We start from the raw sequence: 26042 nt of genomic DNA on the forward strand, positions 1-26042 counted from the left end.
CAGGGCCCTCCAGACCCCTCAGCCGTCCGCCGCGACCGGGAGCACGTCCGGGGAGAGGGCACCTGCGCGGGCGGTCTCGGCGGTCATCCGGCGGCGGTGGTGGCGTCGGCACAGCACCTCGTAACCGACCTCGTCCGCCTGCCGGTTGACGTCCCCGACCACGACCTGGGCGCCCTCCACGACCATCTCGCCGCCCACCGTACGGGCGTTGTGCGTGGCCCGGGCCCCGCACCAGCAGAGCGCCTCCACCTGGAGCGCCTCTATCCGGTCGGCCAGCTCCATCAGCCGCTGGGAGCCGGGGAAGAGCTTGGTCCGGAAGTCCGTGGTGATGCCGAAGGCGAAGACGTCGAGGCCCAGGTCGTCGACGACACGTGCCAACTGGTCGATCTGGGCCGGGGCGAGGAACTGCGCCTCGTCCACGATCACGTAGTCCACCTTGCCGCCGCGGCTGACCCGGTCGACGATGTGCGCGTAGACGTCCATGCCCTCCTCGGCCTCCACCGCGTCGGTCACCAGGCCGAGCCGGGAGGAGAGCTTGCCCTGGCCCGCCCGGTCGTCACGGGTGAAGATCACGCCCTGGAGGCCGCGCGCGGAGCGGTTGTGACCGATCTGCAGGGCCAGCGTGCTCTTTCCGCAGTCCATGGTTCCGGAGAAGAACACCAGCTCGGGCATGAGGGGTCGAGCACCTTTCAGGACAGCGGACTTTCAGAACAGCGGAGGGGGAGAACGCGGTTACGAGCGTACTTCGAGCAGCGGGACGAGCTGTTCGACGGGGGTCAGGGAGCCGTGCATGCCGACCATGGCCGACTCGTGCGGCTCGTTGACCGAGGCGGTGATGACGACGTCGTCGTGGGCGGCGGCGACCACATCGCCGATCCGGCCGTACACCCGCTCGTCGACGGCGGGCCCGAACCAGCCGGCCGCGATGGCCTCGTCCCGGCTCGCCACCCAGAACTGCTCGCCGAGCACCTCGCGCCAGACGGCCAGGACGTCCCCCTGGGCGCCGGGCACCGCGTAGACATGGCGGGCGCGGCCCTCGCCGCCGAGCAGCGCGACGCCCGCGCGCAGCTCCCAGTCCTCGTCGAAGTCGATCCGGGACTGCTCGTCGAAGGGGATGTCGATCATGCCGTGGTCGGCGGTGATGTAGAGCGCCGAGCGCGGCGGGAGCTGTTCCGCGAGGCGCTGGGCGAGCCCGTCGACGTACATCAACTGGCCACGCCAGGCGTCGGAGTCGACGCCGAAGCGGTGACCCTTGCCGTCGACCTCGCTGTAGTACGTGTAGACGAGCGAGCGGTCTCCGGCGGCGAGGCGCTGGGCGGCGGTGTCCATCCGGTCCTCGCCGGAGAGCCGGCCGAGGAAGGAGCCGCCGCTGAGGCCGATCTTGGTGAGCGGGGTGTGCTCGAAGTCCGGCGACGAGACCTGCGCGGTGCGCACGCCCGCCGCGTCGGCCAGCTGGAAGACCGTGGGATACGGCTGCCAGACCTTGGGCTCGCTCCACGGGCGCCAGCGGAGCTGGTTCATCAGCTCGCCGGTCTCCGGATTGCGCACGGTGTAGCCGGGCAGACCGTGGGCGCCGGGCGGCAGTCCCGTACCGACCGAGGCGAGCGAGGTCGCGGTGGTGGAGGGGAAGCCCGCGGTGATGGGGCGGCCGGTGCCACCGCGCGAGGTGGGGAGCAGGGAGTGCAGGAAGGGGGCCTCGTCGGGGTGGGCCTTGATCTGCTCCCAGCCGAGGCCGTCGATCAGGAAGACGCAGTTGCGGTCGGCGGGTGTCAGCTCGGGGATGGTGGCGGTGAGCCCCTCCACCCCCTGCCCGGCGGCGAGCGTCGGCAGCAGGTCGGCCAGCGAGCCGCTGCCGTACGCCGGGGCGGGCGCGGTGTCGAGCGCGAGCGGGACCGGGTCCTGCCAGGCGGGCTGGGCCATCACCGGCCGGTCGCGGCGGTGGCGGCCGTGGCCTCGGAGAGGGACTGGGCGAAGGCGAGGGTCTGGCGGACGGCGTCGGGGCCGTCACCGGCCTCGCTGACGCGCAGGCTCAGGTCGTCGGCGGTGGAGCTGCCCGTGTAGCCGTGGTCGGCCTCGCAGTTGGTGTCGCCGCAGGCGGCGGGCTCCAGGTCGATCCGGGAGACCGCGCCCCAGCCGATGGTGAGGACGACCTCGCGGGGCAGGGTGCCCGGGACGTACTTCTCCGGGTTGGCCACCACCCGGCTGACCACGACGGAGGAGATCCGCTCCAGCTTCACCGACTCGGTGGAGGTGGTGGCGTACGGCGTCGGGGAGCTGGTGTCGGCGGCCTGCTCGTCGGTGTGGCTGACGATGAACCGGTTCTCCGTCAGGACGAGGACCGTGGCATGGCGACGGACCTCGTTGGAGTCGAACGTGGTCTCCTGGTGGACCAGGTACGAAGCGACCGGCTCCCCGCCGACGGCGGCCTCGACCGCCTCGGCCACGAGGGCCGGGTAGTAGCCGCTGCGCTCGATCGCCGCGCGCAGCCCCTGGGTCGTCGTACCGGTCTTTGCCATGTGCACCATCCTACGGGGGGCCGGTGACTGCCGGGGACGCCCTGGGGGCTCCCGGACGGGGCGGATCAGTAGTTCGGTAGGCGGCGGGGGCCGAGGTCACCGCGCGGGGGCGGCGGGGCCAGCCGGACGCTCGCGCCGAGCACGGTGATCCCCTGGGGGGCCACGACCACCGGTTCCAGCGCCACGGAGACCACTTCGGGGTGGTCGTCGACCAGCCGGGAGAGCCTCAGCAGCAGCTCCTCCAGGGCCGCGGTGTCCACGGGGGCCGAGCCGCGCCAGCCGAAGAGGACCGGGGCCGCCTTGATCGAGCGGATCAGCTCGGCGGCGTCCCGGTCGGTGGCGGGGACAAGCCGGTGCGCGGTGTCGCCCAGCAGTTCGGAGGGGGCGCCCGCGAGGCCGAAGGAGAGGATGGCCCCGGCGGCGGCGTCGATGGAGGCCCGGACGACCGTGTCCACGCCCCGGGGGGCCATGGCCTGGACGACCGGGAGGAGTTCGGCGGGCTTGCCGAGGAGGTCGGTCAGCTCCCCGTACGCGCGGCGCAGCGCCTCCTCGTCCGCCAGGTCGAGCCGTACGCCGCCGAGGTCGGCGCGGTGGCGCAGATGGGGTGCGGTGGTCTTCAGCGCCACCGGGTAGCCGAGCCGGGCCGCGGCGGCGACGGCGGCCTCGGCGTCCGGGGCGGGGAGCGTGGGGCGTACGGGGATGCCGTACCGGCCGAGCAGTTCGCTGACCTCGTCTGGGGTGAGGGGGCGGCCGCGCGGGTCGGGGGCGGGGCCGAGCAGGGTGTCGATCAGGGCGGCGGTGCCGGGCTCGTCGATGGTGTCGTCGAGGAACTCGGGCACCTTGCCGGGGGTGGCAGCCTGGCGTCGCCACTGGGCGTACTTCACGGCTTCGGCCATCGCCCGTACGGCCCGTTCGGCGGCGGGGTAGGCGGGGATGCGGCCGGGGGTGGTGGGCGTGGTGGGCGTGGTGGCCGACGGGGTGTCCGGGGTGGCTGTGGCTGCCGTGGGCTGTGCGGTGTCCGTGGCGGGCGCTGTGGTGCCTGTGGTTGCTGTGGTGGGCGAGGCCGGTGGGGTGGCCGTGGTTGCTGATGCTCCCGGCGCGGTCGTGCCGGGTGTGGTGGCGGGGCGGCCGGCGAGTGTCGTGGGGCGGGTGCGCGGGGCGGCCGTGCTGCTCGCGGCGGCCAGCGCCTCCGCGAGGCCGCCGATCTCCACGTGGACGACGGCGACGGGCTTGGCCGGTCCCCCGGCGGCGGCTCCGCGCAGGGCGGCGGCCAGCACCTCGCCGTCGCCGGTCTCCGCGTTGCCGTTCTCGCCCACCCACGGGATGGCGGTGACGATCACCGCGTCACAGGTCCCGTCCGCCAGCGCCTCGGCCAGCGCGTCCCGGAAGTCCTGCGGGGAGGCGGCCGTGGTGAGGTCGACCGGCGGGCGCGGGCGGAGCCCCTCGGCGAGGCAGGCGTCGTACGTGAGCAGGCCCAGGGACTCGGAGTTGCCGAGGATCGCGACCCGGGGGCCGGCCGGGAGGGGCTGGTCGGCCAGGAGCAGTCCGGCGTCCACCATCTCGGTCACCGTGTCGACCCGGATGACGCCCGCCTGGCGCATCAGGGCGGAGACGGTGGCATCGGGGATGCGGCTGACGGGGACGGCGTGGCCGGGCGGGTTGGTGCCGCTGTGGCGGGCGCCCTTGACCACGACGACGGGCTTCACGGCGGCGGTCCGGCGGGCGAGGCGGGTGAACTTGCGGGGGTTGCCGAGCGATTCGAGGTAGAGGAGGGCGACGTCGGTGTCCGGGTCCTCGAAGGAGTACTGGAGGAAGTCGTTGCCGGAGACGTCGGCCCGGTTCCCCGCCGAGATGAACGAGGAGAGGCCCGCGCCCCGGCGGTGGAGGCCGGAGAGCAGGGCGATGCCGATGGCGCCGGACTGGGTGAAGAGGCCGATCCGGCCGCGCGCGGGCGACTCGGGGGCGAGGGAGGCGTTCAGCCGGACGGACTCGGCGGTGTTGATGATGCCGAAGGCGTTGGGGCCGATGATGCGCATGCCGTACGAGCGGGCCTGGCGGACCAGTTCGCGCTGGAGCTCCCGGCCGGCGGAGCCCCGCTCGGCGTATCCGGCGGAGAGGACGACGAGGCCCTGGACGCCGTGCTCGCCGCAGTCGGCGACGGCTTCGGGGACGCGGTGGGCGGGGACCGCGATGACGGCCAGGTCGACCTGCTCGTCGATCTCGCCGAGCGAGCGGTGGGCGGGGACGCCGTCGAGGGTGGTCAGGCCCTCGTCGAAGGCCCGGTTCACCGCGTACGTACGGCCGGTGAACCCGGCGGCGAGGAGGTTGCGCAGGACGGTGCGGCCCACTCCCCCGGGCGTACGGCCGGTGCCGATCACCGCGACGGAGCCGGGGGCGAGGAGGCGCTGCACCGAGCGGGCCTCGGCGCGCTGTTCCCGGCCGCGCTGCACGGCGAGGGACTTCTCGGTGGGTTCGAGGTCGAGGGTGAGATGGACGGAGCCGTCCTCGAAGCTGCGCTGCTGGGTGTAGCCGGCGTCCCGGAACACCTTGATCATCTTGGTGTTGGCGGGGAGCACCTCGGCGGCGAAGCGCCGGATGCCGCGCTCACGGGCGACGGCGGCGATGTGTTCGAGCAGCGCGGAGGCGACCCCGCGGCCCTGGTGGGCGTCCTGGACGAGGAAGGCGACCTCGGCCTCGTCGGCGGGGGCGGAGGCGGGCCTGCCCTGTTCGTTGATGCGGTCGTAGCGGACGGTTCCGATGAACTCGCCGCCGATCGTGACGGCCAGCCCCACCCGGTCGACGTAGTCGTGATGGGTGAAGCGGTGCACGTCCCGGTCGGAAAGGCGGGGGTAGGGGGCGAAGAAGCGGTAGTACTTCGACTCGTCGGAGACCTGCTCGTAGAAGCTGACCAGCCGCTCGGCGTCGTCCGTGGTGATCGGCCTGATGCGCGCGGTGCCCCCGTCGCGGAGCACCACGTCCGCTTCCCAGTGGTCGGGGTACGCGTGATGCGGACTCTGCTCCGGCGTGGGCTCCATGGGCCAAGCCTACGGCCGGCATCCCGGTCGCGGAGGGTTCGGTACCGGGGCAGTCTGGGGACGATCCGGACGGGACCGGCCGGAGGGGAGGCCGGGCAGAGCAGTACGCACCGCATGAGAGACTGGTCTAGACAACCGTTGATATGTGAAGGGCAGAACCATGGCTGAGCGCCGCGTCAACGTCGGTTGGGCCGAGGGCCTGCACGCCCGCCCCGCTTCCATCTTCGTCCGTGCCGCCACGGCCTCCGGCGTCCCCGTGACGATCGCCAAGGCCGACGGCAACCCGGTCAACGCCGCCTCCATGCTCGCGGTGCTGGGCCTGGGCGCCCAGGGCGGCGAGGAGATCGTGCTCGCCTCGGACGCGGACGACGCCGAGGCCGCCCTGGACCGTCTGGCGAAGCTGGTCGCCGAGGGTCTCGAGGAGCTGCCCGAAACCGTCTGACGGTACGAAGAACTGAGCCGTGGATCCCCTGAGGGGACCACGGCTCTTTTCTTATTCCGCAGCCCTTCCCCTATCACCGACCTGAATATTCGGAGGCAGCACGAAAAAGGCCCTCGGCAATTACGTCTCTTTGTATACGGCGTCCTTGTTAATGACGGGCACTCGCAATGTTTACGCCGTGTTGCGAAGAACTCACCCGGGACGGCGGTGCCGGGCGACGGCCGGGCCGGTCCGGGCGGCGGCGCAGCCGGTGGGCCGCGGCGGACCGTTCCGCGTGCTGGGCGGTCAGCGCCCTCGCCCGCTCCGCGTCGCCGCGCGCCACCGCGTCCACGATGGCGCCGTGCTCGGCCCAGGAGTCGACGGGGCGGGCCGGCTGCTCGACCGCGTACATCCAGGCGGTCTTGTGTCTGAGCTGGGTGAGCAGGGCGATGAGGCCGGGGCTGCCGGAGGCCTGGGCGAGGGTCTCGTGGAACCAGCCGCCCAGCGACCGCAGGTCCTCCCCCTCGCCCCGGCGGGCCCGCTCCTGGCCCAGCCTGACCAGGCCGCGGAGCACCTTGAGGTGTGCCTCCGTACGGCGCTGGGCGGCCCGGGCCGCGGCGAGCGGCTCCAGGAGCATCCGGATCTCCAGCAGGTCGGCGGCCTCCTGCTCGGTGGGCTCGGCGACACAGGCCCCGGCGTGTCTGCGGGTGACGACGAAGCCCTCGGACTCCAGCGTGCGCAGGGCCTCGCGCACCGGGACGCGGGAGACCCCGTACCGCCGCGCCAGCAGTTCCTCGGTGAGGCGGCTGCCGCGTTCGTAGACACCGGAGACGATGTCGTCACGGATTGCCGTGCATACCGATTGCGCGGGAATGCGCATGTCCGAACCTCCGCCATAATCCCCGCGAAACGCGGCCGGCCGACACCTGTTCCGTGACTCTATTGCAATCCACCGTAATTTCCGATGGCGGGTCGGAATCGAGGGATATCTTCTGGCGAGTTCCGGAAGGCGCGGGACCGGATCGGACCTGGGGCCGGATCACCGGACCGTGGTCGCGGATCACCGGACCGTGGTCGGATCAGACGTTGACGCCGTGCGAGCGCAGGTAGGCGACCGGGTCCATGTCCGAGCCGTACTCCGGGGTGGTCCGGGCCTCGAAGTGGAGGTGCGGGCCGGTGGAGTTGCCGGTGGAGCCGGAGAGGCCGATCCGCTGGCCGGAGGTGACGCTCTGGCCGACGGAGACGGTGATCGAGGAGAGGTGGCCGTACTGGGTGTACGTGCCGTCCGCCATCCGGAGCACCACGTTGTTGCCGTACGCCCCGCCCCAGCCGGCCTCGACGACCGTACCGGCGCCGACCGCGACGACGGAGCTGCCGGAGGCGGCGCGGAAGTCCACGCCGGAGTGGCTGCCGGAGGACCAGAGGGCGCCGCCCGACTTGTAGCCGGTGGTGACGTACGAGCCGGCGACGGGGAGGTGGAAGGCGTTGAGGCGGGCGCGCTCGGCGGCGCGGGCGGCCCGGGCCTTCTCCTCGCGGATCTCCTTCGCGCGGGCCTCGGCCTTGCGCTCCGCCTCCGCCTTCGCCCGGGCCTTCTCGGCCTTGGCCTTGGCTTCCGCGGCGGCCTTGGCCTTCGCCCTGGCCGCGGCGGCCGCCTGCTGGTGCTGGGCGCGGGCCTGGGCGTCGAGCTGCTCGGCGAGCGTGGCGTCGAGGGTGATGGCCTGGGTGAGTCCGGTCTCGACGGTCCGGGCGGCCTCGGAGTCCGCCGCGGTGGCCGGGGAGGCGAGGGTGCCGAGGACGCCGGTGGTGGCCAGGGCCGTGACGCCGGCGACATGGGCGCTGCGGCGCGTCAGGCGGCTCGGGGCACGGTGCTTCCCGGTGGCACGGGTGAACGCCATGGAGGGGCTGGATCCTTTCCTTCCTTCTCGCCTACCGGGTTAGCTGACGGGTTCGGAGCAGGAAGGTCTCCTACGGACTCCCGGGCCGGTTCGCGGCACGGGGATCCGATTCACCCCGGGGACTGCGTGTGGGTCCCCGGCTCCCCAGGCTCGCGCCTGACGGGGACTCGGCGATGGCTGCCCGGCGCCGCGGGTGCGGCATACGGGTGGCGGACAGCCGGGCCGACGCTAGGCGGGGCGGCTGCGCATCACCAAACGGACAGGGGGATTTGTCACGCATCCCACAGGGCAGATCGCCACTCTCTGGGAGGAATCTGGATATTTGGGACTTAACGCGCAAAAAATGAGGGCCCCGGCGAACCGGGGCCCTCACTGTTCTTGCCGCGCCGGTGCGGTGTCAGCCGCTGACGACGGTCACCTCTCCGATGCCGAGCGCCTTCACCGGCTCCGCGATCTGCGCCGCGTCCCCGACCAGGACCGTGACCAGCCGGTCCACCGGGAAGGCGTTGACCACGGCCGCGGTCGCCTCCACGGTGCCCGTCTCCGCGAGGCGGGCGTACAGCTGGGCCTGGTAGTCGTCCGGCAGGTGCTGCTCGACCTGGTCGGCCAGGGTGCTCGCGACCGAGGCGGCCGTCTCGAACTTGAGCGGGGCGACGCCCACCAGGTTCTGCACGGCCGTCTCGCGCTCGGCGTCCGTCAGCCCTTCGGCGGCCAGCGTGCGCAGGACCTTCCAGAGGTCCTCCAGCGCCGGGCCGGTGGACTCTGTGTCCACCGAACCGCTGATGGCGAGCATCGCCGCGCCGCCCGCGTCCGGCCCGGCGGAGCGCAGGACCTGGGCGAAGGCCCGTACGCCGTAGGTGTAGCCCTTCTCCTCGCGCAGCACCCGGTCCAGCCGGGAGGTGAGGGTGCCGCCCAGGCAGTAGGTGCCGAGCACCTGGGCGGGCCAGACGCTCTCGTGGCGGTCCGGGCCGATGCGGCCGATCAGCAACTGGGTCTGGACCGCGCCGGGGCGGTCCACGATGACGACCCGGCCGGTGTCGTCGGCGGTGATCGGGGCGACCGGGCGGGCCTGGCCCGCGTCGCCCGACCAGTCACCGAGGGTGTCGGCGAGCAGGGCGTCCAGGTCGATGCCGGTCAGGTCACCGACGATGACGGCCGTCGCGGTGGCCGGGCGGACGTGGGCGTCGAAGAAGGCGCGGACGGCGGCCGCGTCGATCCGCCGCACGGTCTCCTCGGTGCCCAGCCGGGGGCGGGACATCCGGGCGGTGGCCGGGAACAGCTCCTTGGAGAGCTGCTTGGCGGCGCGCCGGGACGGGTTGGCCTGCTCGTGCGGGATCTCGTCGAGCCGGTTGCCGACGAGGCGCTCGATCTCGCTCTCGGCGAAGGCCGGGGCGCGCAGGGCCTCGGCCACCAGGCCGAGCGCCTTGGCCAGCCGGGAGGCCGGGACCTCCAGGGAGACCCGGACGCCGGGGTGGTCGGCGTGGGCGTCCAGGGTGGCGCCGCACCGCTCCAGCTCGGCGGCGAACTCCTCGGCGCTGTGCTTGTCGGTGCCCTCGGAGAGGGCGCGCGACATGATCGTGGCCACGCCGTCCAGGCCCTCGGGCTCGGCGTCCAGCGGCGCGTCCAGGAAGATCTCCACGGCCACGACCTGCTGGCCGGGGCGGTGGCAGCGCAGCACGGTCAGCCCGTTGGGCAGGGCGCCGCGCTCGGGGGCGGGGAAGGCCCACGGCCGGGCGGTGCCCGGGGTCGGCTGCGGGTGGTACTCCATGGCTACTCCAGTCACGGCGGCGTCGCTCACTTGTCCGTCCCCTCGGGCGCGTCGGTGGCCTCGTCCCCGTCCTCGGCAGGCTCGACGGGCTCGTAGACGAGCACCGCCCGGTTGTCGGGGCGCAGGGCCGCCTCGGCCGCCTGGCGCACCTCCTCGGCGGTGACGTCCAGGACCCGGCCCACGGCGGTCAGGGCGAGCTGCGGGTCACCGAACAGCACCGCGTAGCGGCAGAGTTCGTCGGCGCGGCCCGCGACCGTCCCCAGCCGGTCCAGCCACTCGCGCTCCAACTGGGCCTGGGCGCGCTCCATTTCCTCCGGGGTGGGCCCCTCGGCGGCGAACCGGGCCAGCTCCTCGTCGACCGCGGCCTCGATCGTCTCCACCTCGACGCCGCCGGAGGTCTTCACGTCCAGCCAGCCCAGCGAGGGCGCCCCGGCGAGCCGCAGCAGCCCGAACCCGGCAGCCACCGCCGTACGGTCGCGGCGGACCAGGCGGTTGTGGAGCCGGGAGGACTCGCCGCCGCCCAGCACGGTCAGCGCCAGGTCGGCCGCGTCACAGGCGCGGGTGCCGTCGTGCGGGAGGCGGTAGGCGGCCATCAGGGCGCGCGCCGGGACCTCCTCGTGGACCACTTCGCGCAGCTGCTCGCCGATGATCTCGGGCAGGGTGCCGTCGCGCGGCGGCTGCTTGCCGTCGTGGGACGGGATGGAGCCGAAGTACTTCTCGATCCAGGCGAGGGTCTGCTCGGGGTCGATGTCACCGACGACCGACAGCACCGCGTTGTTGGGCGCGTAGTACGTACGGAAGAACGCGCGGGCGTCCTCCAGGGTGGCCGCGTCCAGGTCGGCCATGGAGCCGATCGGAGTGTGGTGGTACGGGTGGCCCCCGGGGTAGGCGAGGGCGGTGAGCTTCTCGAACGCGGTGCCGTAGGGCACGTTGTCGTAGCGCTGGCGCCGTTCGTTCTTGACGACGTCGCGCTGGTTCTCCATGGACTCCTCGTCCAGGGCGGCGAGGAGGGAACCCATGCGGTCGGCCTCCAGCCAGAGGGCCAGCTCCACCTGGTGGGTGGGCATGGTCTCGAAGTAGTTGGTCCGCTCGAAGCTGGTCGTCCCGTTGAGCGAGCCGCCGGCCCCCTGGACCAGCTCGAAGTGACCGTTCCCCTTGACCTGGCCCGAGCCCTGGAACATCAGGTGCTCGAAGAGGTGAGCCAGACCGGTGCGTCCCTTGACCTCGTGGCGCGAACCGACGTCGTACCAGAGGCAGACCGCGGCGACCGGGGTCAGATGGTCCTCGGAGAGCACCACACGCAGGCCGTTGGCCAGGCGGTGCTCGGTCGCTGTCAAGCCGCCGGAGCCGGCCTGTGCGGTGGCCGTGTGACCCATGGGCATGTACGTCCCTTCGATCGCGATACTGGACTTCCTGACCGGTACTCCCTGCCAGACCTGCCACTCTAAGCAAGCGCACCGGCACCTGGCGAAGTTCCCGTTCCGCGGAAGTTTCCGTCGATGGTGTCCCGGGCCGTGCGCCCGGGACGGCTTCGGACGGGTCGAGGTCCGCGTTGTCAGTGCGGAGGTCCACAATGGTCCGCATCAGTACCCCAGGTTGTCCGATCAGAATCCGTGAATCCGAGAAGGAGTCGCAGCCGCGATGGCCCGCCGTAGCACGAAGACCCCGCCGCCGGACGACTTCGAGGAGAAGATCCTCGACATCGACGTCGTCGACGAAATGCAGGGCTCCTTCCTCGAGTACGCGTACTCGGTGATCTACTCCAGGGCCCTGCCCGACGCCCGCGACGGCATGAAGCCGGTGCACCGGCGCATCGTGTCCCAGATGAACGAGATGGGGCTGCGCCCCGACCGCGGCTATGTGAAGTGCGCGCGCGTCGTCGGCGAGGTCATGGGCAAGCTGCACCCCCACGGTGACGCGTCGATCTACGACGCGCTGGTGCGGATGGCGCAGCCCTTCTCGATGCGGCTGCCCCTGGTCGACGGCCACGGCAACTTCGGCTCGCTGGGCAACGACGACCCGCCGGCCGCGATGCGGTACACCGAGTGCCGGATGGCCGACGCCACCTCCCTGATGACGGAGGCGATCGACGAGGACACGGTCGACTTCCAGTCGAACTACGACGGCCAGGAGCGCGAGCCGGTCGTCCTCCCCGCCGCCTACCCCAACCTCCTGGTCAACGGCGTCTCGGGCATCGCGGTCGGCATGGCCACCAACATGCCCCCGCACAACCTGGGCGAGGTCATCGCGGCCGCCCGCCATCTGATCAAGCACCCGGGCGCCGACATCGAGACGCTGATGCGTTTCGTCCCCGGCCCCGACCTGCCGACCGGTGGCCGGATCGTCGGCCTGGGCGGCATCAAGGACGCCTACACATCGGGCCGCGGCACGTTCAAGATCCGTGCCACCGTGACCGTGGAGAACGTGACGCCCCGTCGCAAGGGCCTCGTCGTCACCGAACTGCCCTTCACCGTCGGCCCGGAGAAGGTGATCGCCAAGATCAAGGACCTGGTCTCGGCGAAGAAGCTCCAGGGCATCGCGGACGTCAAGGACCTCACCGACCGGGCGCACGGCCTGCGGCTGGTCATCGAGGTGAAGAACGGCTTCGTGCCGGAAGCGGTGCTGGAGCAGCTCTACAAGCTGACGCCGTTGGAGGAGTCCTTCGGCATCAACAACGTGGCGCTGGTCGACGGCCAGCCGCTCACCCTGGGCCTCAAGGAGCTGCTGGAGGTCTATCTCGACCACCGCTTCGAGGTGGTGCGCCGGCGCAGCGAGTTCCGCCGGGGCAAGCGCCGCGACCGGCTGCACCTGGTCGAGGGTCTGATCGTCGCCCTCCTCGACATCGACGAGGTCATCCGGATCATCCGGGACAGCGACAACTCGGCGCAGGCGAAGGAGCGCCTGATGGAGCGCTTCTCGCTGAGCGAGGTCCAGACGCAGTACATCCTGGACACCCCGCTGCGCCGGCTCACCCGCTTCGACCGGATCGAGCTGGAGGGCGAGCGGGACAAGCTCAACAGCGAGATCGACGCGCTGACGGCGATCCTGGAGTCGGACGCGGAGCTGCGCAAGCTGGTCTCCTCGGAGCTGGCCGCGGTGGCGAAGAAGTTCGGCACGGACCGGCGCACGGTGCTGCTGGAGTCCGCGGGTTCGCAGATCGCCTCCGTACCGCTGGAGGTCGCGGACGACCCGTGCCGGGTGCTGCTGTCGTCGACGGGGCTGCTGGCCCGTACGGCCAACGCGGAGCCGGTGGAGATCTCCGAGGACGCCCGGCGGACCAAGCACGACGTGATCGTCTCGGCGGTCGCGGCGACGGCGCGCGGCGATGTGGGGGCGGTGACCTCCACCGGGCGGCTGCTGCGGCTCTCGGTGATCGACCTGCCGCAGCTGCCGGACACCCACGCCGAGCCCAACCTCTCGGGCGGGGCGATGATTTCGGAGTTCCTCACCCTGGAGGCGGACGAGGAGCTGATCTGCCTCACCACGCTCGACGAGGCCTCACCGGGGCTGGCGATCGGCACGCTCCAGGGCGTGGTGAAGCGCGTCGTGCCGGACTATCCCGCCAACAAGGACGAGCTGGAGGTCATCACCCTCAGGGACGGTGACCGCATCGTGGGCGCGACGGAGCTGCGTACGGGCGAGGAGGACCTGGTCTTCATCACCTCCGACGCCCAGTTGCTGCGCTATCCGGCGGCCTCGGTGCGTCCGCAGGGGCGGGCCGCCGGCGGTATGACGGGCATCAAGCTGGGGGCGGGGGCCGAGGTGCTGTCGTTCACGGCGGTGGACCCGGCGGCGGACGCGGTCGTGTTCACGGTGGCCGGTTCGCACGGGACGCTGGACGACTCGGTGCTGACGTCGAAGCTCACCCCGTTCGACCAGTATCCGCGCAAGGGCCGGGCGACCGGCGGGGTGCGCTGCCAGCGGTTCCTGAAGGGGGAGGACGTGCTGGTCTTCGCCTGGGCAGGCGCCACTCCGGCCCGCGCCGCGCAGAAGAACGGCACCCCGGCGCAGCTGCCGGAGCCGGACCCGCGCCGCGACGGTTCGGGCACGCCGCTGCTCCAGCCGGTTGCAGTGATCGCGGGGCCGCCGCAGTAGGCGCGACCCGTCTCCGTACACGGGAAGCGGCCCGCGGCACCACGCCTCCGGGCCGCCTCCCGTGAGCCTGGAGGCGTCTCAGCTTCCGTTGGTACGGGACGTTCGTACAAGACGGGGGTCTCTCGCGCCTCCGGGCCGCTTCCGCCGTACGGGACGGGGGTGTCAGACCTCTGCCGGTACGTCCTCGGGGTCCGGCTCCTGCTGTACGTAGCGGAGCACGCCCCACATGGCGCGTTCGGCGTCCGGGGCGTCGGGGCCCGGCTCCGCGCTGCAGGCGGCCAGCCCTTCGCGCAGGGCCTCGGCGTCGATCCCGGAGCCGATCAGGACGAGCTGGGTGAGCCGCTGTTCGTCCCGCGCCCACGGCTGCGGCACGAACCGCAGGAACCGGCCGACCGCGTGTAGTGCGTACCGGTTGTCGCGGTCGCCCGCGCCGAAGTCGACGAACCCCTTGATCCGGTAGAGCCCTTCGGGCCGGGAGTCCAGGAACGCGATGAAGCGGCGCGGGTCCAGGGGGACGTCCGAGGTGAAGTCGACGCTCTCGTAGGCCGCGTGGAGATGGCCGTCGTGGTCCCCGTGCCCGTCGCCCCCTTCCTCGCCCGCCTCCCCCCGCAGCAGGTCCTCGAAGGTGAGCTGACGGATCTTCTCCTCGGCGTCCGGCCGCAGCGCGGGGTCGAAGAGCAGCTCGGGGTCGATCCGGCCGTGCGCGGCGGGGATCACGGCGGCGGGCCGGCTCAGCTCCGCGACCACCGTCCGCAGCCGTTCCCGCTCGGCCTCCCCCACCCGGTCGGTCTTGTTCAACACCACCAGGTCGGCGACGGCCAGATGGCGGTCGAGCTCCGGGTGGCGCTCCCGGACCCCGTCGAACTCGGCGGCGTCGACGACCTCGACCAGTCCCCCGTACCGGATGTGCGGGTTCTCGCTGGCCAGCAGCATCCTTACCAGCTCCTGCGGTTCGGCCAGGCCGCTCGCCTCGATGACGATCACGTCCAGCCGGGCCGAGGGGCGGGTCAGCGTCTCCAGGAAGGTGTCGAGTTCGCTGGCGTCGACCGCGCAGCACAGGCAGCCGTTGCCGAGGGAGACCGTGGAGCCGACCTGCCCCGCGACGGTCATGGCGTCGATCTCGATGGACCCGAAGTCGTTGACGATCACGCCGATCCGGGTGCCGGCGCGGTTGTGGAGGAGGTGGTTCAGGAGCGTGGTCTTGCCGGAGCCGAGGAAGCCCGCCAGGACGACGACCGGGATCTGCTGGGTGCGGGGCGGGGTCAACGGGAGCCTTCCTCCGGGGGACGGTCAGGGGGCGGGGACCGGCTGCGGCGCGGGGGTGCCGCTGTAGCGGGCCGCCGGGCGGATGATCTTCGAGTCCTCCGCCTGCTCCAGGATATTGGCGCTCCAGCCGATCACCCGCGCGGCGGCGAAGGTGGGCGTGAACATGGCACGCGGCAGCCCGCACAGCTCCATGACGACCCCGGCGTAGAACTCCACGTTGGTGTGCAGCTCCCGCCCCGGCTTCAGCTCCGCGAGGATGGCCTCCACCTGGCGCTCGACCTCCACGGCGAAGTCGACGAGCGGCCCGCCGGACTCCTGGGCGATCGACTTGAGCATCCGGGAGCGGGGGTCCTCGGTGCGGTAGACGGGGTGGCCGAACCCCATGATGCGGCGGCCGGAGAGGACCTGTTCGCGGATCCAGCCGTCGATGCGGTCCGGGGTGCCGATGGCATCCAGGGTGTCCAGTGCCCGGCTGGGCGCCCCGCCGTGCAGCGGCCCGGAGAGCGCGCCGACGGCGGCGACCAGACAGGCGGCCAGGTCGGCACCGGTGGAGGCGACCACGCGGGCGGTGAACGTGGAGGCGTTGAAGCCGTGGTCGACCGTGGAGATCAGATACCGCTCGATCGCCCGCACCCGGTCGGGCTCCGGCTCGCTCCCGGTGAGCATGTACAGGTAGTTGGCCGCGTACGGCAGGTCCGCGCGGGGCTCGACGGGTTCGAGGCCCTGCCCCAGGCGCTGGAGCGCGGTGAGGATCGTGGGGACGGCGGCGCAGGCGGCGAGCGCGTCCGTACGGCGGTTCTCGGCGTCCAGGTCGTAGACCGGGCGGAATCCGGCGGAGGCGCCGAGCAGCGACAGGGCCGTACGGAGTCCGGCGAGCGGGCCGGAGACGGCACCCGCGCGGGCGATGGCGGGCAGCGCCTCGCGCACGTCGGCGGGGAGCACGCGCAGCCGCGCCGTACGGGCCGCGAAGTCGGCGGACGCCGCCCGGTCGGGGAGCTCGCCGTGGAACATCAGGTACCAGACGTCCTCGAAGCTCCGGGTCCGCGCCAGCTCGATCGCCGAGTACTGGCGGTAGTGGTAGAAGCCCTCGCGGCCACGGACATCACCGAGAGCGGTGTCGGTGACGACGACTCCGGCGAGGCCGCGGGGGACGGCGGGGGCAGTAGGGGCGGCAGGGGTGGTGGTCATGGCCGGTCTCTCCTCCGTGCATGCAACATTGATTCAACTGTTCATGCTTGACGATCGATCCGTCAATATTGATTGAATCAATGTGGATGGAGAGTGGATACGGTGATTGCATGACCGATCAACCAGAGCCCGGCTCCCTCAGTGCGCCCCGGCTGACCACCCGGGAGGCGGCCGAGCTGCTGGGGGTGAAGCCGGAGACGGTGTACGCGTACGTCAGCCGGGGTCAGCTCAGCAGTGTGCGGGCGGCCGGCGGCCGGGGCAGCACGTTCGACGCCGACGAGGTGCGGGCCCTGGCCCGGCGCTCGGGGCGGCGCGATCCGGCACCGGCCGGGGGCGACCTCGTGTTCCGTACGGGCATCACCCTCATCGAGGACGACCGGTACTACTTCCGTGGGGTCGACGCCACGGAGCTGGCCCGGCGCCACCGCTACGAGGAGGTCGCGGAGTGGCTGTGGACAGGTGAGCTGCGGCCGGGCACACGCTTCGAGGCTCCCGCCGCGACCCTGGCGGCAGCCCGCCGGACGGTGGCGGCGCTGCCCGCGCACAGCGGTTCGACGGACCGGCTGCGGGCGGCGGTGACGGCTGCCGCGGCCATGGACCCGCTGCGGTTCGACCTCGCGCCGGAGGCGGTGCTGAGCAGTGCGCGCGCCCTGATCCCGACGCTGGTGGGGGCGTTGCCGGTGGTGGGCGAGGGGGAGACGGACGCGGGGGCCGACGGGGATGCGCTGGCCCGGCAGCTGTGGCCCCGGCTGACCGCTCGGCCCGCCGACGCCCCGGCCCTCGCCGCCCTGGACGCGGCCCTGACCCTCCTGATCGACCACGACCTCGCGGCCTCCACCCTGGCCGCCCGGGTCGCCGCCTCGGCCCACGCCCATCCGTATGCCGTGGTCTCCGCCGGTCTCGGGGTCCTGGAGGGACCGCTGCACGGCGCCGCCAGCGGGCCGGCCCACCGCATGCTCCAGGAGGCCGTGGACCGGGGCAGCGCGGTCCCCGTAGTAGCCGACCAGCTGCGGACCGGGCGCCCGGTGCCGGGCCTGGGCCACCGGCTCTACCGGGCCGAGGACCCCCGGGCCCGGACCCTGTTCGCCCTGCTGGAGGCCGTTCCGCAGGCGGCCGGGGCGCTGGCGGCCGCCCGGGAGGTGATCGCCACCACGGCCCGCCAGGCGCCGCTGCCCGCCAACATCGACCTGGCGCTCGCCGTCCTCTCCGTGGGCTGCGGGATGGCGGCGGAGGCGGGCGAGACGGTGTTCGCCATCTCCCGTACGGCGGGGTGGATCGCGCACGCGCTGGAGGAGTACGGGGAGCGCCCGCTGCGGATCCGCCCGAGCGGGCAGTACACGGGCCCGCGACCGCCGCAGCCCCTCCCGTGAGCCCCTCAGGTCCGAACCCTCGTGAACCCTCACGTCCGGACCAACGCAAGTTAGCTACGGATCAGAGGGAATTCCCGCGTGGCGGCTGGGCGGTGGAGCCGCGCACCACCAGTTCGGGTTCGAAGAGCAGCTCGTCCGAGGGCACGGTCCGGCCGCCGATCTGCACCGAGAGCAGCTCCACGGCCGCGCGCCCCATGGCCTCGATGGGCTGGCGGACGGTCGTCAGCGGGGGCTCGGTGCAGTTCATGAACGCCGAGTCGTCGTAGCCCACGACCGAGACGTCGCCGGGGACGGAGAGCCCCCGGCGGCGGGCGGCCCGGACCGCGCCGAGGGCGAGCGGGTCGCTGGCGCAGATGATGCCGGTGACGCCCCGCTCCAGCAGGCGCATGGCGGCGGCCTGCCCGCCCTCCAACGAGAACATCGCCCGCGCCACCCACTCGTCGGGGATGGACGTGCCGGTCTCCTGGGCGAGCACCCGGGCGGCGGCCAGCTTGCGCTGCGAGGGCACGTGGTCGGAGGGGCCGAGGACGAGGCCGATGCGCTCGTGGCCGAGCGAGACGAGGTGGCGCCAGGCCTGCTCGACGGCGACCGAGTCGTCGCAGGAGACCCCGGGGAAGCCGAGGCGGTCGATGGCCGCGTTGATCAGGACGACGGGGATCTTGCGGTCCGCGAGCACCTTGTAGTGGTCGTGCGGGGCGTCCTCCTGGTGGTAGAGGCCGCCCGCGAAGACCACCCCGGAGACCTGCTGCTGGAGGAGGAGTTCCACGTAGTCGGCCTCCGAGACGCCCCCCTTGGTCTGGGTGCAGAGCACCGGGGTCAGCCCCTGCTGGGCGAGCGCGCCGCCGACGACCTCGGCGAAGGCCGGGAAGATCGGGTTCTGCAGCTCGGGCAGGACGAGCCCGACCAGCCGGGCCCGCTCCCCCCGCAGCTGGGTGGGGCGCTCGTAGCCGAGGACGTCCAGCGCGGAGAGGACGGCCTGCCGGGTGGCGTCGGAGACGCCCGGCTTGCCGTTCAGCACCCGGCTGACCGTCGCCTCGCTGACTCCCACCTTCTGGGCCACTTGAGCAAGTCGTCGCGTCATGAACGCAAGATTAGCGCAAGAAACGCAAGCAGATTGCGCTGCTGAACGAACTCACCGCAACGCCCCCAGAACGTCCGTACGAGGACGCTCACAGAACCCGTACGAGAACGCTCACAGAAGGCGCGTCGCCGGGCAAGAGGGGAGGCCCGGGGAACCCCGCGGGTTTCCGGGCGACCGCCGCGCCCTCTACCGTTCGTACGATGAACGCCCCACCGCCCTCCGGCCGGGGACCCCGCCGGTTCGGCTGGCCGCAGCGGGTCTTCTCCCAGGTCCTGCTGGTGCAGCTGGCGATCATCACGGGTGTCACCGTGCTGGTCACCGGCCTGTTCCTGGCCCCCCTCAGCTCCCAGCTCGACGACGAGGCGATGCGCCGCGCCCTGGCCATCGCGCAGAGCACGGCCGCCGACTCCGGCGTCGCGGAGGACCTGCGCACCACGGAGCCGTCCGCGCTCGGCCCCGTGCAGTCCGCCGCCGAGCGGATCCGACGGGCCACCGGCGCCGAGTACGTCGTCGTCATGGACCGCCGGGGCGTGCGCTGGTCGCACCCGGAGGCGGACCGGATCGGTGAGGTCGTCTCCACCGACCCCGGGGACGCGCTGCGCGGCCGGGAGGTCATGGAGATCGACAGCGGGACCCTCGGCCGCTCGGCCCGGGGCAAGGTGCCACTGCGCGGCCCCTCGGGTGAGGTGGTCGGCGCGGTCTCGGTCGGGATCGAGTACGACAGCGTCCGCGCCCGGCTCCTGGGCGCGATCCCGGGGCTCCTCGCGTACGCCGGTACGGCCCTGGCGGTCGGCGCCCTCGCCGCGTATCTGATCTCCCGCAGGCTCCAGCGGCAGACCCACGACCTGGCCTTCTCCGACATCTCCGCGCTGCTGACCGAACGCGAGGCGATGCTGCACTCCATCCGCGAGGGGGTCGTCGCGCTCGACGGCACGGGCCGTATCCGGCTGCTCAACGACGAGGCGCAGCGGCTGCTGGGGCTCGGCCCCGAGGCGGCGGGCCGCCCGCTGGACGAGGTGCTGGACGCGGGCCGGACGGCGGACGTGCTGGCCGGGCGGGTGGTGGGCGAGGACCTGCTGGCGGTCCAGGGCGGCCGGGTGCTGCTGGCCAACCGGATGGAGACGGCCGACGGCGGGGCCGTGGTGACCCTGCGCGACCGGACCGAACTGGAGCGCCTCGGCCGCGAACTCGACTCCACCACCGGGCTGATCGACGCGCTGCGCGCCCAGGACCACGAGCACGCCAACCGGCTGCACACCCTGCTGGGCCTGCTGGAGCTGGAGATGCACGAGGACGCCATGGAGTTCGTCACGGAAGTGGTGGGCGTCCACCGGGCGACGGCGGAGCAGGTCACCGAGAAGGTACGGGACCCGCTGCTGGCCGCCCTGCTCGTCGGCAAGGCGACCGTGGCCGCCGAGCGCGGGGTGGCGCTGCGGCTGGCGCCCGGCACACTGCTGCCGGACCGGGTGGTGGACCCGCGCGGGCTGGTCACGGTGGTCGGCAACCTGGTCGACAACGCCACGGACGCGGCGGCCGGGTCGGCGGAGGCCCGGATCGAGGTGGGGTTGCGGGCCGAGGGCCGTACGGTGGTGCTCCGGGTACGGGACAGCGGGCCCGGGATCGCCCCGGAGCAGCACGCCTCGATCTTCACCGAGGGCTGGTCCACGAAGGACCTCCCGGCGCACGGCAAGCGGGGCCTGGGGCTCCCCCTGGTCCGCCGGCTCGCGGAGCGCCAGGGCGGCAGCGTGAGCGTCGCCGCGGCGGACGGGGGCGGGGCGGTCTTCACGGTCGTCCTCCCGGAGGCGCTGGCCGGACCGGTGGAGCCGCCCTCGGAGCCCGTACCGGACCCGGCCACGACGGCCACGAGCGCGACCACGACGGGAGAGAACCGGTGATCCAGGTCCTGATCGTGGACGACGACGTCCGGGTGGCGGGCATCAACGCCGCGTACGTCGCCAAGGTCCCCGGCTTCCGGGTGGCCGCCCAGGCCCACTCGGCGGCGCAGGCACTGGCCGTGGTCGAGGAGGTGCCGGTGGACCTGATCCTGCTGGACCACTACCTCCCGGACCGCAACGGCCTCGCCGTCGTACGGGAGCTGCGCCGGCTGGGCCGCCAGGTGGACGTGATCATGGTGACGGCCGCCCGTGATGTGGCGACCGTGCAGGACGCGATGCGGCACGGCGCGCTCCAGTACCTGGTCAAGCCGTTCACGTACGCCGGTCTCCGCTCGAAGCTGACCGCGTACGCGGCGCTGCGCCGGACGCTCGACGGCGGCGGCGAGGCCGAACAGGCGGAGGTGGACCGGCTCTTCGGCGCCCTGTGGGCAGCGGGCGAGCCGGAACTGCCCAAGGGCCACTCCCCCACCACCGCCGAGCTGGTCCGGCGGGCGCTGCGGAACGCGGGCGCCCCGCTCTCCGCGCAGGAGATCGCGGAGAGCGCGGGGATGAGCCGGCAGACGGCCCAGCGCTATCTGAAGCTGCTGGAGCGGACGGGAAAGGTCCGGCTGACGCTGCGGTACGGCGAGACGGGCCGCCCGGAGCACCGGTACACGTGGGCGGCGGGCTGAGGCGCCCGGGGCCGGGGAGCCACGCCGCCCCACTCCCGTACGCCACGCTCCTGCGCCACCCGCGTACGTCCCTGCATCGCCCCGCCCCCGTACGTCACGCCTCTACGCCGCCCCCGCCCCCGTCAGCGCCCGGACCTCCGTCTCGGCGTGCTTGGCCTCGTCCGGCTTCTCGCGCGAGGTGACCGTGCCGAGCCACCCCGCCAGGAAGCCGAGCGGGATCGAGACGAGCCCCGGGTTCTCCAACGGGAAGAGCTGGAAGTCCATGCCTGGGAAGAGCGAGGTCGGGCTGCCCGAGACGACGGGTGAGACCACGACCAGGACGACCGCCGGGACGAGTCCCCCGTACACCGCCCAGACCGCGCCCCGGGTGGTGAAGTTCCGCCAGAACAGGGCGTAGAGCAGGGCCGGAAGGTTGGCGGAGGCGGCCACGGCGAAGGCGAGGCCGACCAGGAAGGCCACGTTCAGGTTCTGCGCGAGCAGGCCGAGCGCGATGGCGACCGCCCCGATGACGGCGGCGGCGACCCGGGCGACGGCCACTTCGCCGTACGGCTTGCGCCCGGGGCGGCGGAGCGAGGCGTAGAGGTCGTGGGCGACGGAGGCCGAGGAGGCGAGCGTGATGCCCGCGACGACCGCGAGGATGGTGGCGAAGGCGATGGCGGCGACCACGGCGAAGAGGACCGTTCCGCCGGTGGACCCCTCACCGCCGCCGAGCACCAGGGCCAGCAGCGGTACGGCGGTGTTCCCCGCCTCGTTGGAGGCGCGGACGTCGGCGGAGCCCACCAGGGCGGCGGCGCCGAAGCCGAGCACGATCGTCATCAGGTAGAAGCTGCCGATGAGGCCGATGGACCAGACGACGGACCGGCGCGCGGCGCGGGCGGTGGGCACGGTGTAGAAGCGGGCCAGGATGTGCGGCAGCCCCGCCGTGCCGAGGACGAGCGCGACGCCCAGGCTGATGAAGTCGAACCGGGAGATCCAGTCGCCGCCGTAGCGCAGGCCGGGGGCGAGGAAGTCCTGGCCGTGGCCACTGCGTTCGGCGGCGGTGTTGAGCAGGTTGTTGACGTCGCCGCGGAAGTGCAGCAGGACGAGCACGGTGAGGGCGACGGCCCCGCCCATCAGCAGCACGGCCTTGACGATCTGGATCCAGGTGGTGGCCCGCATCCCGCCGAAGGAGACGTAGACGACCATCAGCGCGCCGACGCCGACCACGGTCCATGAGCGGGCCGCACCGCTCGTCCCGCCGAGCAGCAGGGCCACCAGGGAGCCCGCGCCGACCATCTGGGCGACCAGGTAGAGCACCGAGACGGTGACGGAGGAGGTGCCGAGCGCGGTACGGACCGGGCGCTCGGCCATCCGGGCGGCGACCACGTCCGCGAGGGTGAACCGGCCGCAGTTGCGGACGAGTTCGGCGACCAGCAGCAGGACGACGAGCCAGGCGACCAGGAAGCCGACCGAGTAGAGCATGCCGTCGTAGCCGTAGAGGGCGATCAGCCCGGAGATGCCGAGGAAGGAGGCGGCGGACATGTAGTCGCCCGCGATGGCGAATCCGTTCTCCATGGGCGAGAACAGGCGCCCTCCGGCGTAGAACTCCTCGGCGGAGCCCTGCCGGTTGCGGCTGACCCAGGTGGTGATGAAGAGGGTCACCGCGATGAACGCGCAGAACAGCAGCAGGGCGAGTGTCTGGTGGTCGCCTCTCACCGTACGGGCCCTCCCGCCTGCTGCCCCGGCAGCCCTCGCGTCAGCTCCTGGGTGTCCCACCGCAGATCGAGCGCGGCCCGGTCCCTGCGCAGCCGTGCGTGACGGGCGTAGGCCCAGGTGAGGAGGAAGGTGGTGAGGAACTGGCCGAGCCCCGCCACCATCGCCACGTTGACCGCTCCGGCGACCGGGCGGGCCATCAGCCCGGGCGCGGTGGTGGCCGCGACGACGTACGCGAGGTACCAGAGGAGGAAGGCGAGGGCGGCGGGCACCACGAAGCGGCGGTAGCGGCGGCGCACCTCGCGGAAGGCCTCGCTCCGGTGCACCTCCAGATAGATTTCGGCCACCCCGGGCGCCGGTCGCGGCCCACCGGGGCTAGGCGCACCGCCGTCCGCCGCGCCGTCCCGCCCGTCCTCCTCGTCCCAGCCCGCGGCCGACGCCTCGTACCACGGGTCGTCGAACCGCACTCCCGCGGCCGTCGGCCCTGCTTCCTTCTCCACCGAGCAACTCCCTTGTCCACGGACCTTTTCGGCCGCGTGGCCCACGATGGGCGGTGGCGGAAGCCCGGGAGCGGGCCATTCGCCCGAATTCACCTCTTCAGGTGACAGAAGTCCCGAACGGCAGCGCTACGGACCGCGGAACGACAGCGGCTCCCGCCCTCCCGGTGGTGCGGGAGGACGGGAGCCGGCCGGCCGTGCGGATCAGGCGGTCAGGCGTCGATACGGGAGCGGTCCAGGGTCGCCGCGGAGCTGGTGATGAACTCCTTGCGGGGCGCGACCTCGTTGCCCATCAGGAGGTCGAAGACCTGCTCGGCGGAGTCCAGGTCCCCGATGTTGATCCGGCGCAGGGTGCGGTGGCGCGGGTCCATCGTGGTCTCGGCCAGCTGGTCGGCGTCCATCTCACCGAGGCCCTTGTAGCGCTGGATGGACTCCTTGACGCGGATGTTCTTGCGCTGGAACTCCAGCAGCGTCTGGCGCAGCTCGCTGTCCGAGTACGTGTACACGTACTTTTCCTGGCCCTTCCTGGGCTGGACCAGCTCGATCCGGTGGAGCGGGGGCACGGCGGCGAAGACCCGTCCGGCCTCGACCATCGGGCGCATGTAGCGCTGGAAGAGGGTGAGCAGCAGCGTACGGATGTGGGAGCCGTCCACATCGGCGTCGGTCATCATGATGACCTTGCCGTAGCGGGCGGCGTCGATGTCGAAGGTCCGCCCGGACCCGGCTCCTATGACCTGGATGATGGCGCCGCACTCGGCGTTCTTCAGCATGTCCGAGACGGACGACTTCTGAACGTTGAGGATCTTGCCGCGGATCGGCAGGAGCGCCTGGAACTCGCTGTTCCGGGCCAGCTTGGCGGTGCCGAGCGCCGAGTCCCCCTCGACGATGAAGAGCTCGCTGCGCTCGACGTCGTCGCTGCGGCAGTCGGCGAGCTTGGCGGGGAGCGAGGAGGACTCCAGCGCGGTCTTGCGACGCTGGGCGTCCTTGTGCTGGCGGGCCGCGATCCGCGTACGGGCGGCGGCGACGGCCTTCTCCAGGATCGCGCGGGCCTGGGCCTTGGCGTCCCGCTTGGTGGAGGTCAGGAACGCCTTCAGCTCCCGGGCGACCACGGCGGCGACGATCCGGTTGGCCGCCGAGGTGCCGAGCACCTCCTTGGTCTGCCCCTCGAACTGCGGCTCCGCCAGCCGTACGGTGACGACGGCGGTGAGCCCTTCGAGGGCGTCGTCCTTGACCACGTCGTCCTCGGCGACCCGGAGCAGCTTCGCGGAGCGGAGCGCTTCGTTCACCGTCTTGGTGAGCGAGCGCTCGAAGCCGGTGACGTGGGTGCCGCCCTTGGGGGTGGCGATGATGTTGACGAAGGACCTGATGGTGGTGTCGTAGCCGGTGCCCCAGCGCAGCGCGATGTCGACGCCCAGCTCACGGGTGACCTCGGTGGCGGTCATGTGGCCGCGGTCGTCGAGGACCGGGACGGTCTCCTTGAAGGTGCCGGTGCCGGTCAGCCGCTGGACGTCGCAGACGGCCTTGTCCTGCGCCAGGTACTCGCAGAACTCGCTGATGCCGCCGTCGAAGCGGAACGTCTCCTCCGTCTTGCCCTCGCCGTCGATCCCCCGCTCGTCGCGGACGATGATCGTGAGGCCGGGGACGAGGAAGGCGGTCTGGCGGGCCCGCTGGTGGAGCGTCTCCAGGTTGAGCTTGGCGTCCTTGAGGAAGATCTGCCGGTCCGCCCAGTACCGCACCCGGGTACCGGTACGGGTCTTGGGGACCCGCTTGCCCTTGCGGAGGCCGTTGGCCGGGTCGAAGGGGCTGTCGGGGCCCTGCTCGGTGAACATGCCCGGTACGCCGCGCCGGAAGCTGATGGAGTGGGTCGCGCTGCTGCGGTCGACCTCGACGTCCAGCCGGGCGGAGAGGGCGTTGACCACGGAGGCGCCGACGCCGTGGAGGCCGCCGGAGGCGGCGTAGGAGCCGCCCCCGAACTTGCCGCCGGCGTGCAGCTTGGTCATGACGACCTCGACGCCGGAGAGGCCGGTCTTGGGCTCCACGTCCACGGGGATGCCGCGGCCGTTGTCCCGGACCTCCACGGAGGCGTCGTCGTGGAGGATGACCTCGATCAGGTCGCAGTGACCGCCCAGGGCCTCGTCGACGGAGTTGTCGATGATCTCCCAGAGGCAGTGCATGAGGCCACGGCTGTCGGTGGACCCGATGTACATCCCGGGGCGCTTGCGGACCGCCTCGAGCCCTTCGAGGACGAGGAGGTGCCGCGCGGTGTAGTTGGAGCTGTCCCGGTCGCCGCCTGCTGCGGCCAGCATCGCGGTGGACGGCACGGACGTTTCGGCGGTCACGCGGTTCGCTCCTCGCTGAATTTCATCTGGGCCCCATGTGGGTATCACGGTCGGCTTCGGTTGCCGCTGAGAGCCTACAGAGGCCTGGTAGAGCGGTTGTAACGCCACCCTCGGGGAATCCTCATGCTAGTCGAGCTTCATCCGGGCTCGCATGGATGTTCGATCATTCGTCGGAGTGACGTGCACATCACGTTCCCTTCGAGGCATGAACCATTTAGGCTCCGGGCACGTCCTCATGAACAAACCGGCAAGCCGGCCGGCGGGACCCACCCCCAAGACAAGCAATGCGAAACCGTAGCGCTCCGCATACGGC

At 72.4% G+C, this 26042-nt stretch carries 19 protein-coding genes and 1 riboswitch; of the genes, 5 read left to right on the forward strand and 14 right to left on the reverse strand.

Annotation, left to right across the window (positions count from 1 at the left end; genetic code table 11):
• Positions 1 to 18: 18 nt before the first annotated feature.
• From DJ476_RS06760 to DJ476_RS06775, 4 genes are all read right to left on the reverse strand, one after another.
• The gene (locus DJ476_RS06760; protein ID WP_070199658.1) at positions 19 to 672 is read right to left on the reverse strand and encodes a thymidine kinase; all 654 of its coding nucleotides are present in this window, start codon (positions 670 to 672) and stop codon (positions 19 to 21) included.
• Positions 673 to 732: 60 nt separating this feature from the next.
• Positions 733 to 1920, reverse strand: coding sequence for an alkaline phosphatase family protein (locus DJ476_RS06765; protein WP_103419608.1), 1188 nt, complete (start codon positions 1918 to 1920; stop codon positions 733 to 735).
• Complete coding sequence (locus DJ476_RS06770) at positions 1920 to 2516, reverse strand: DUF5998 family protein (RefSeq protein ID WP_103419607.1); 597 nt, start codon at positions 2514 to 2516, stop codon at positions 1920 to 1922. Before DJ476_RS06770 ends, DJ476_RS06765 begins: the two co-directional genes overlap by 1 nt.
• A gap of 65 nt (positions 2517 to 2581) precedes the next feature.
• Entirely contained in the window at positions 2582 to 5551 is a 2970-nt protein-coding gene (locus DJ476_RS06775; RefSeq protein ID WP_112490097.1) for a bifunctional acetate--CoA ligase family protein/GNAT family N-acetyltransferase, read from the reverse strand.
• A 160-nt stretch (positions 5552 to 5711) separates the two neighbouring features.
• Here DJ476_RS06775 and DJ476_RS06780 point away from each other — a divergent pair, with 160 nt between their 5' ends.
• Positions 5712 to 5993: an HPr family phosphocarrier protein gene (locus DJ476_RS06780; RefSeq protein WP_007449776.1), complete on the forward strand. Its 282-nt coding sequence runs from the start codon at positions 5712 to 5714 to the stop codon at positions 5991 to 5993.
• 148 nt (positions 5994 to 6141) lie between these two features.
• Here the strand turns inward: DJ476_RS06780 and DJ476_RS06785 are convergent, their stop codons facing one another.
• The 4 genes from DJ476_RS06785 to DJ476_RS06800 form a co-directional block, all read right to left on the reverse strand.
• Entirely contained in the window at positions 6142 to 6852 is a 711-nt protein-coding gene (locus DJ476_RS06785; RefSeq protein ID WP_112490098.1) for a GntR family transcriptional regulator, read from the reverse strand.
• A 199-nt stretch (positions 6853 to 7051) separates the two neighbouring features.
• Positions 7052 to 7867: a M23 family metallopeptidase gene (locus tag DJ476_RS06790; RefSeq protein ID WP_112490099.1), complete on the reverse strand. Its 816-nt coding sequence runs from the start codon at positions 7865 to 7867 to the stop codon at positions 7052 to 7054.
• Between the two features lie 14 nt (positions 7868 to 7881).
• Positions 7882 to 8050, reverse strand: a riboswitch (cyclic di-AMP (ydaO/yuaA leader).
• 214 nt (positions 8051 to 8264) lie between these two features.
• Positions 8265 to 9635 (reverse strand): M16 family metallopeptidase, encoded by a 1371-nt coding sequence (locus DJ476_RS06795; RefSeq protein ID WP_070199652.1) that lies wholly within the window; start codon positions 9633 to 9635, stop codon positions 8265 to 8267.
• A 26-nt stretch (positions 9636 to 9661) separates the two neighbouring features.
• A complete protein-coding gene (locus tag DJ476_RS06800) occupies positions 9662 to 11017 on the reverse strand; it encodes a M16 family metallopeptidase (protein WP_112490100.1) in 1356 nt (451 codons plus the stop codon).
• A gap of 259 nt (positions 11018 to 11276) precedes the next feature.
• Between DJ476_RS06800 and DJ476_RS06805 the strand changes: the two genes are divergently transcribed.
• On the forward strand, positions 11277 to 13730 hold the full coding sequence (locus tag DJ476_RS06805; protein ID WP_112490101.1) for a DNA gyrase/topoisomerase IV subunit A: 2454 nt from the start codon (positions 11277 to 11279) through the stop codon (positions 13728 to 13730).
• 162 nt (positions 13731 to 13892) lie between these two features.
• Here the strand turns inward: DJ476_RS06805 and DJ476_RS06810 are convergent, their stop codons facing one another.
• Positions 13893 to 14996 carry a CobW family GTP-binding protein gene (locus tag DJ476_RS06810; protein ID WP_112490102.1) on the reverse strand — a complete coding sequence of 368 codons (1104 nt, stop codon included), beginning with the start codon at positions 14994 to 14996 and terminating at the stop codon, positions 13893 to 13895.
• 24 nt (positions 14997 to 15020) lie between these two features.
• Positions 15021 to 16184, reverse strand: coding sequence for a citrate synthase/methylcitrate synthase (locus DJ476_RS06815; protein ID WP_103419600.1), 1164 nt, complete (start codon positions 16182 to 16184; stop codon positions 15021 to 15023).
• A 110-nt stretch (positions 16185 to 16294) separates the two neighbouring features.
• On the opposite strand from DJ476_RS06815, the gene DJ476_RS06820 reads away from it, so the two are divergent.
• Complete coding sequence (locus DJ476_RS06820) at positions 16295 to 17554, forward strand: citrate synthase (protein WP_112490103.1); 1260 nt, start codon at positions 16295 to 16297, stop codon at positions 17552 to 17554.
• Positions 17555 to 17615: 61 nt separating this feature from the next.
• On the opposite strand, the gene DJ476_RS06825 is transcribed toward DJ476_RS06820, so the two are convergent.
• Positions 17616 to 18635, reverse strand: a complete 1020-nt coding sequence (locus DJ476_RS06825) for a LacI family DNA-binding transcriptional regulator (protein ID WP_053559066.1) — start codon at positions 18633 to 18635, stop codon at positions 17616 to 17618.
• A gap of 200 nt (positions 18636 to 18835) precedes the next feature.
• Here DJ476_RS06825 and DJ476_RS06830 point away from each other — a divergent pair, with 200 nt between their 5' ends.
• Positions 18836 to 20530, forward strand: a complete 1695-nt coding sequence (locus DJ476_RS06830) for an ATP-binding protein (RefSeq protein WP_112490104.1) — start codon at positions 18836 to 18838, stop codon at positions 20528 to 20530.
• Complete coding sequence (locus tag DJ476_RS06835; protein WP_103419597.1) at positions 20527 to 21201, forward strand: response regulator; 675 nt, start codon at positions 20527 to 20529, stop codon at positions 21199 to 21201. Before DJ476_RS06830 ends, DJ476_RS06835 begins: the two co-directional genes overlap by 4 nt.
• A gap of 102 nt (positions 21202 to 21303) precedes the next feature.
• On the opposite strand, the gene DJ476_RS06840 is transcribed toward DJ476_RS06835, so the two are convergent.
• The 3 genes from DJ476_RS06840 to DJ476_RS06850 form a co-directional block, all read right to left on the reverse strand.
• Positions 21304 to 22896 carry a solute symporter family protein gene (locus tag DJ476_RS06840; protein ID WP_103419596.1) on the reverse strand — a complete coding sequence of 531 codons (1593 nt, stop codon included), beginning with the start codon at positions 22894 to 22896 and terminating at the stop codon, positions 21304 to 21306.
• Complete coding sequence (locus tag DJ476_RS06845; protein WP_318294427.1) at positions 22893 to 23393, reverse strand: DUF485 domain-containing protein; 501 nt, start codon at positions 23391 to 23393, stop codon at positions 22893 to 22895. Before DJ476_RS06845 ends, DJ476_RS06840 begins: the two co-directional genes overlap by 4 nt.
• A 209-nt stretch (positions 23394 to 23602) precedes the next feature.
• Positions 23603 to 25729, reverse strand: coding sequence for a DNA gyrase/topoisomerase IV subunit B (locus DJ476_RS06850; protein ID WP_103419594.1), 2127 nt, complete (start codon positions 25727 to 25729; stop codon positions 23603 to 23605).
• Positions 25730 to 26042: the final 313 nt, after the last annotated feature.

This window comes from Streptomyces bacillaris, from assembly GCF_003268675.1.
GTDB lineage: Bacteria > Actinomycetota > Actinomycetes > Streptomycetales > Streptomycetaceae > Streptomyces > Streptomyces bacillaris.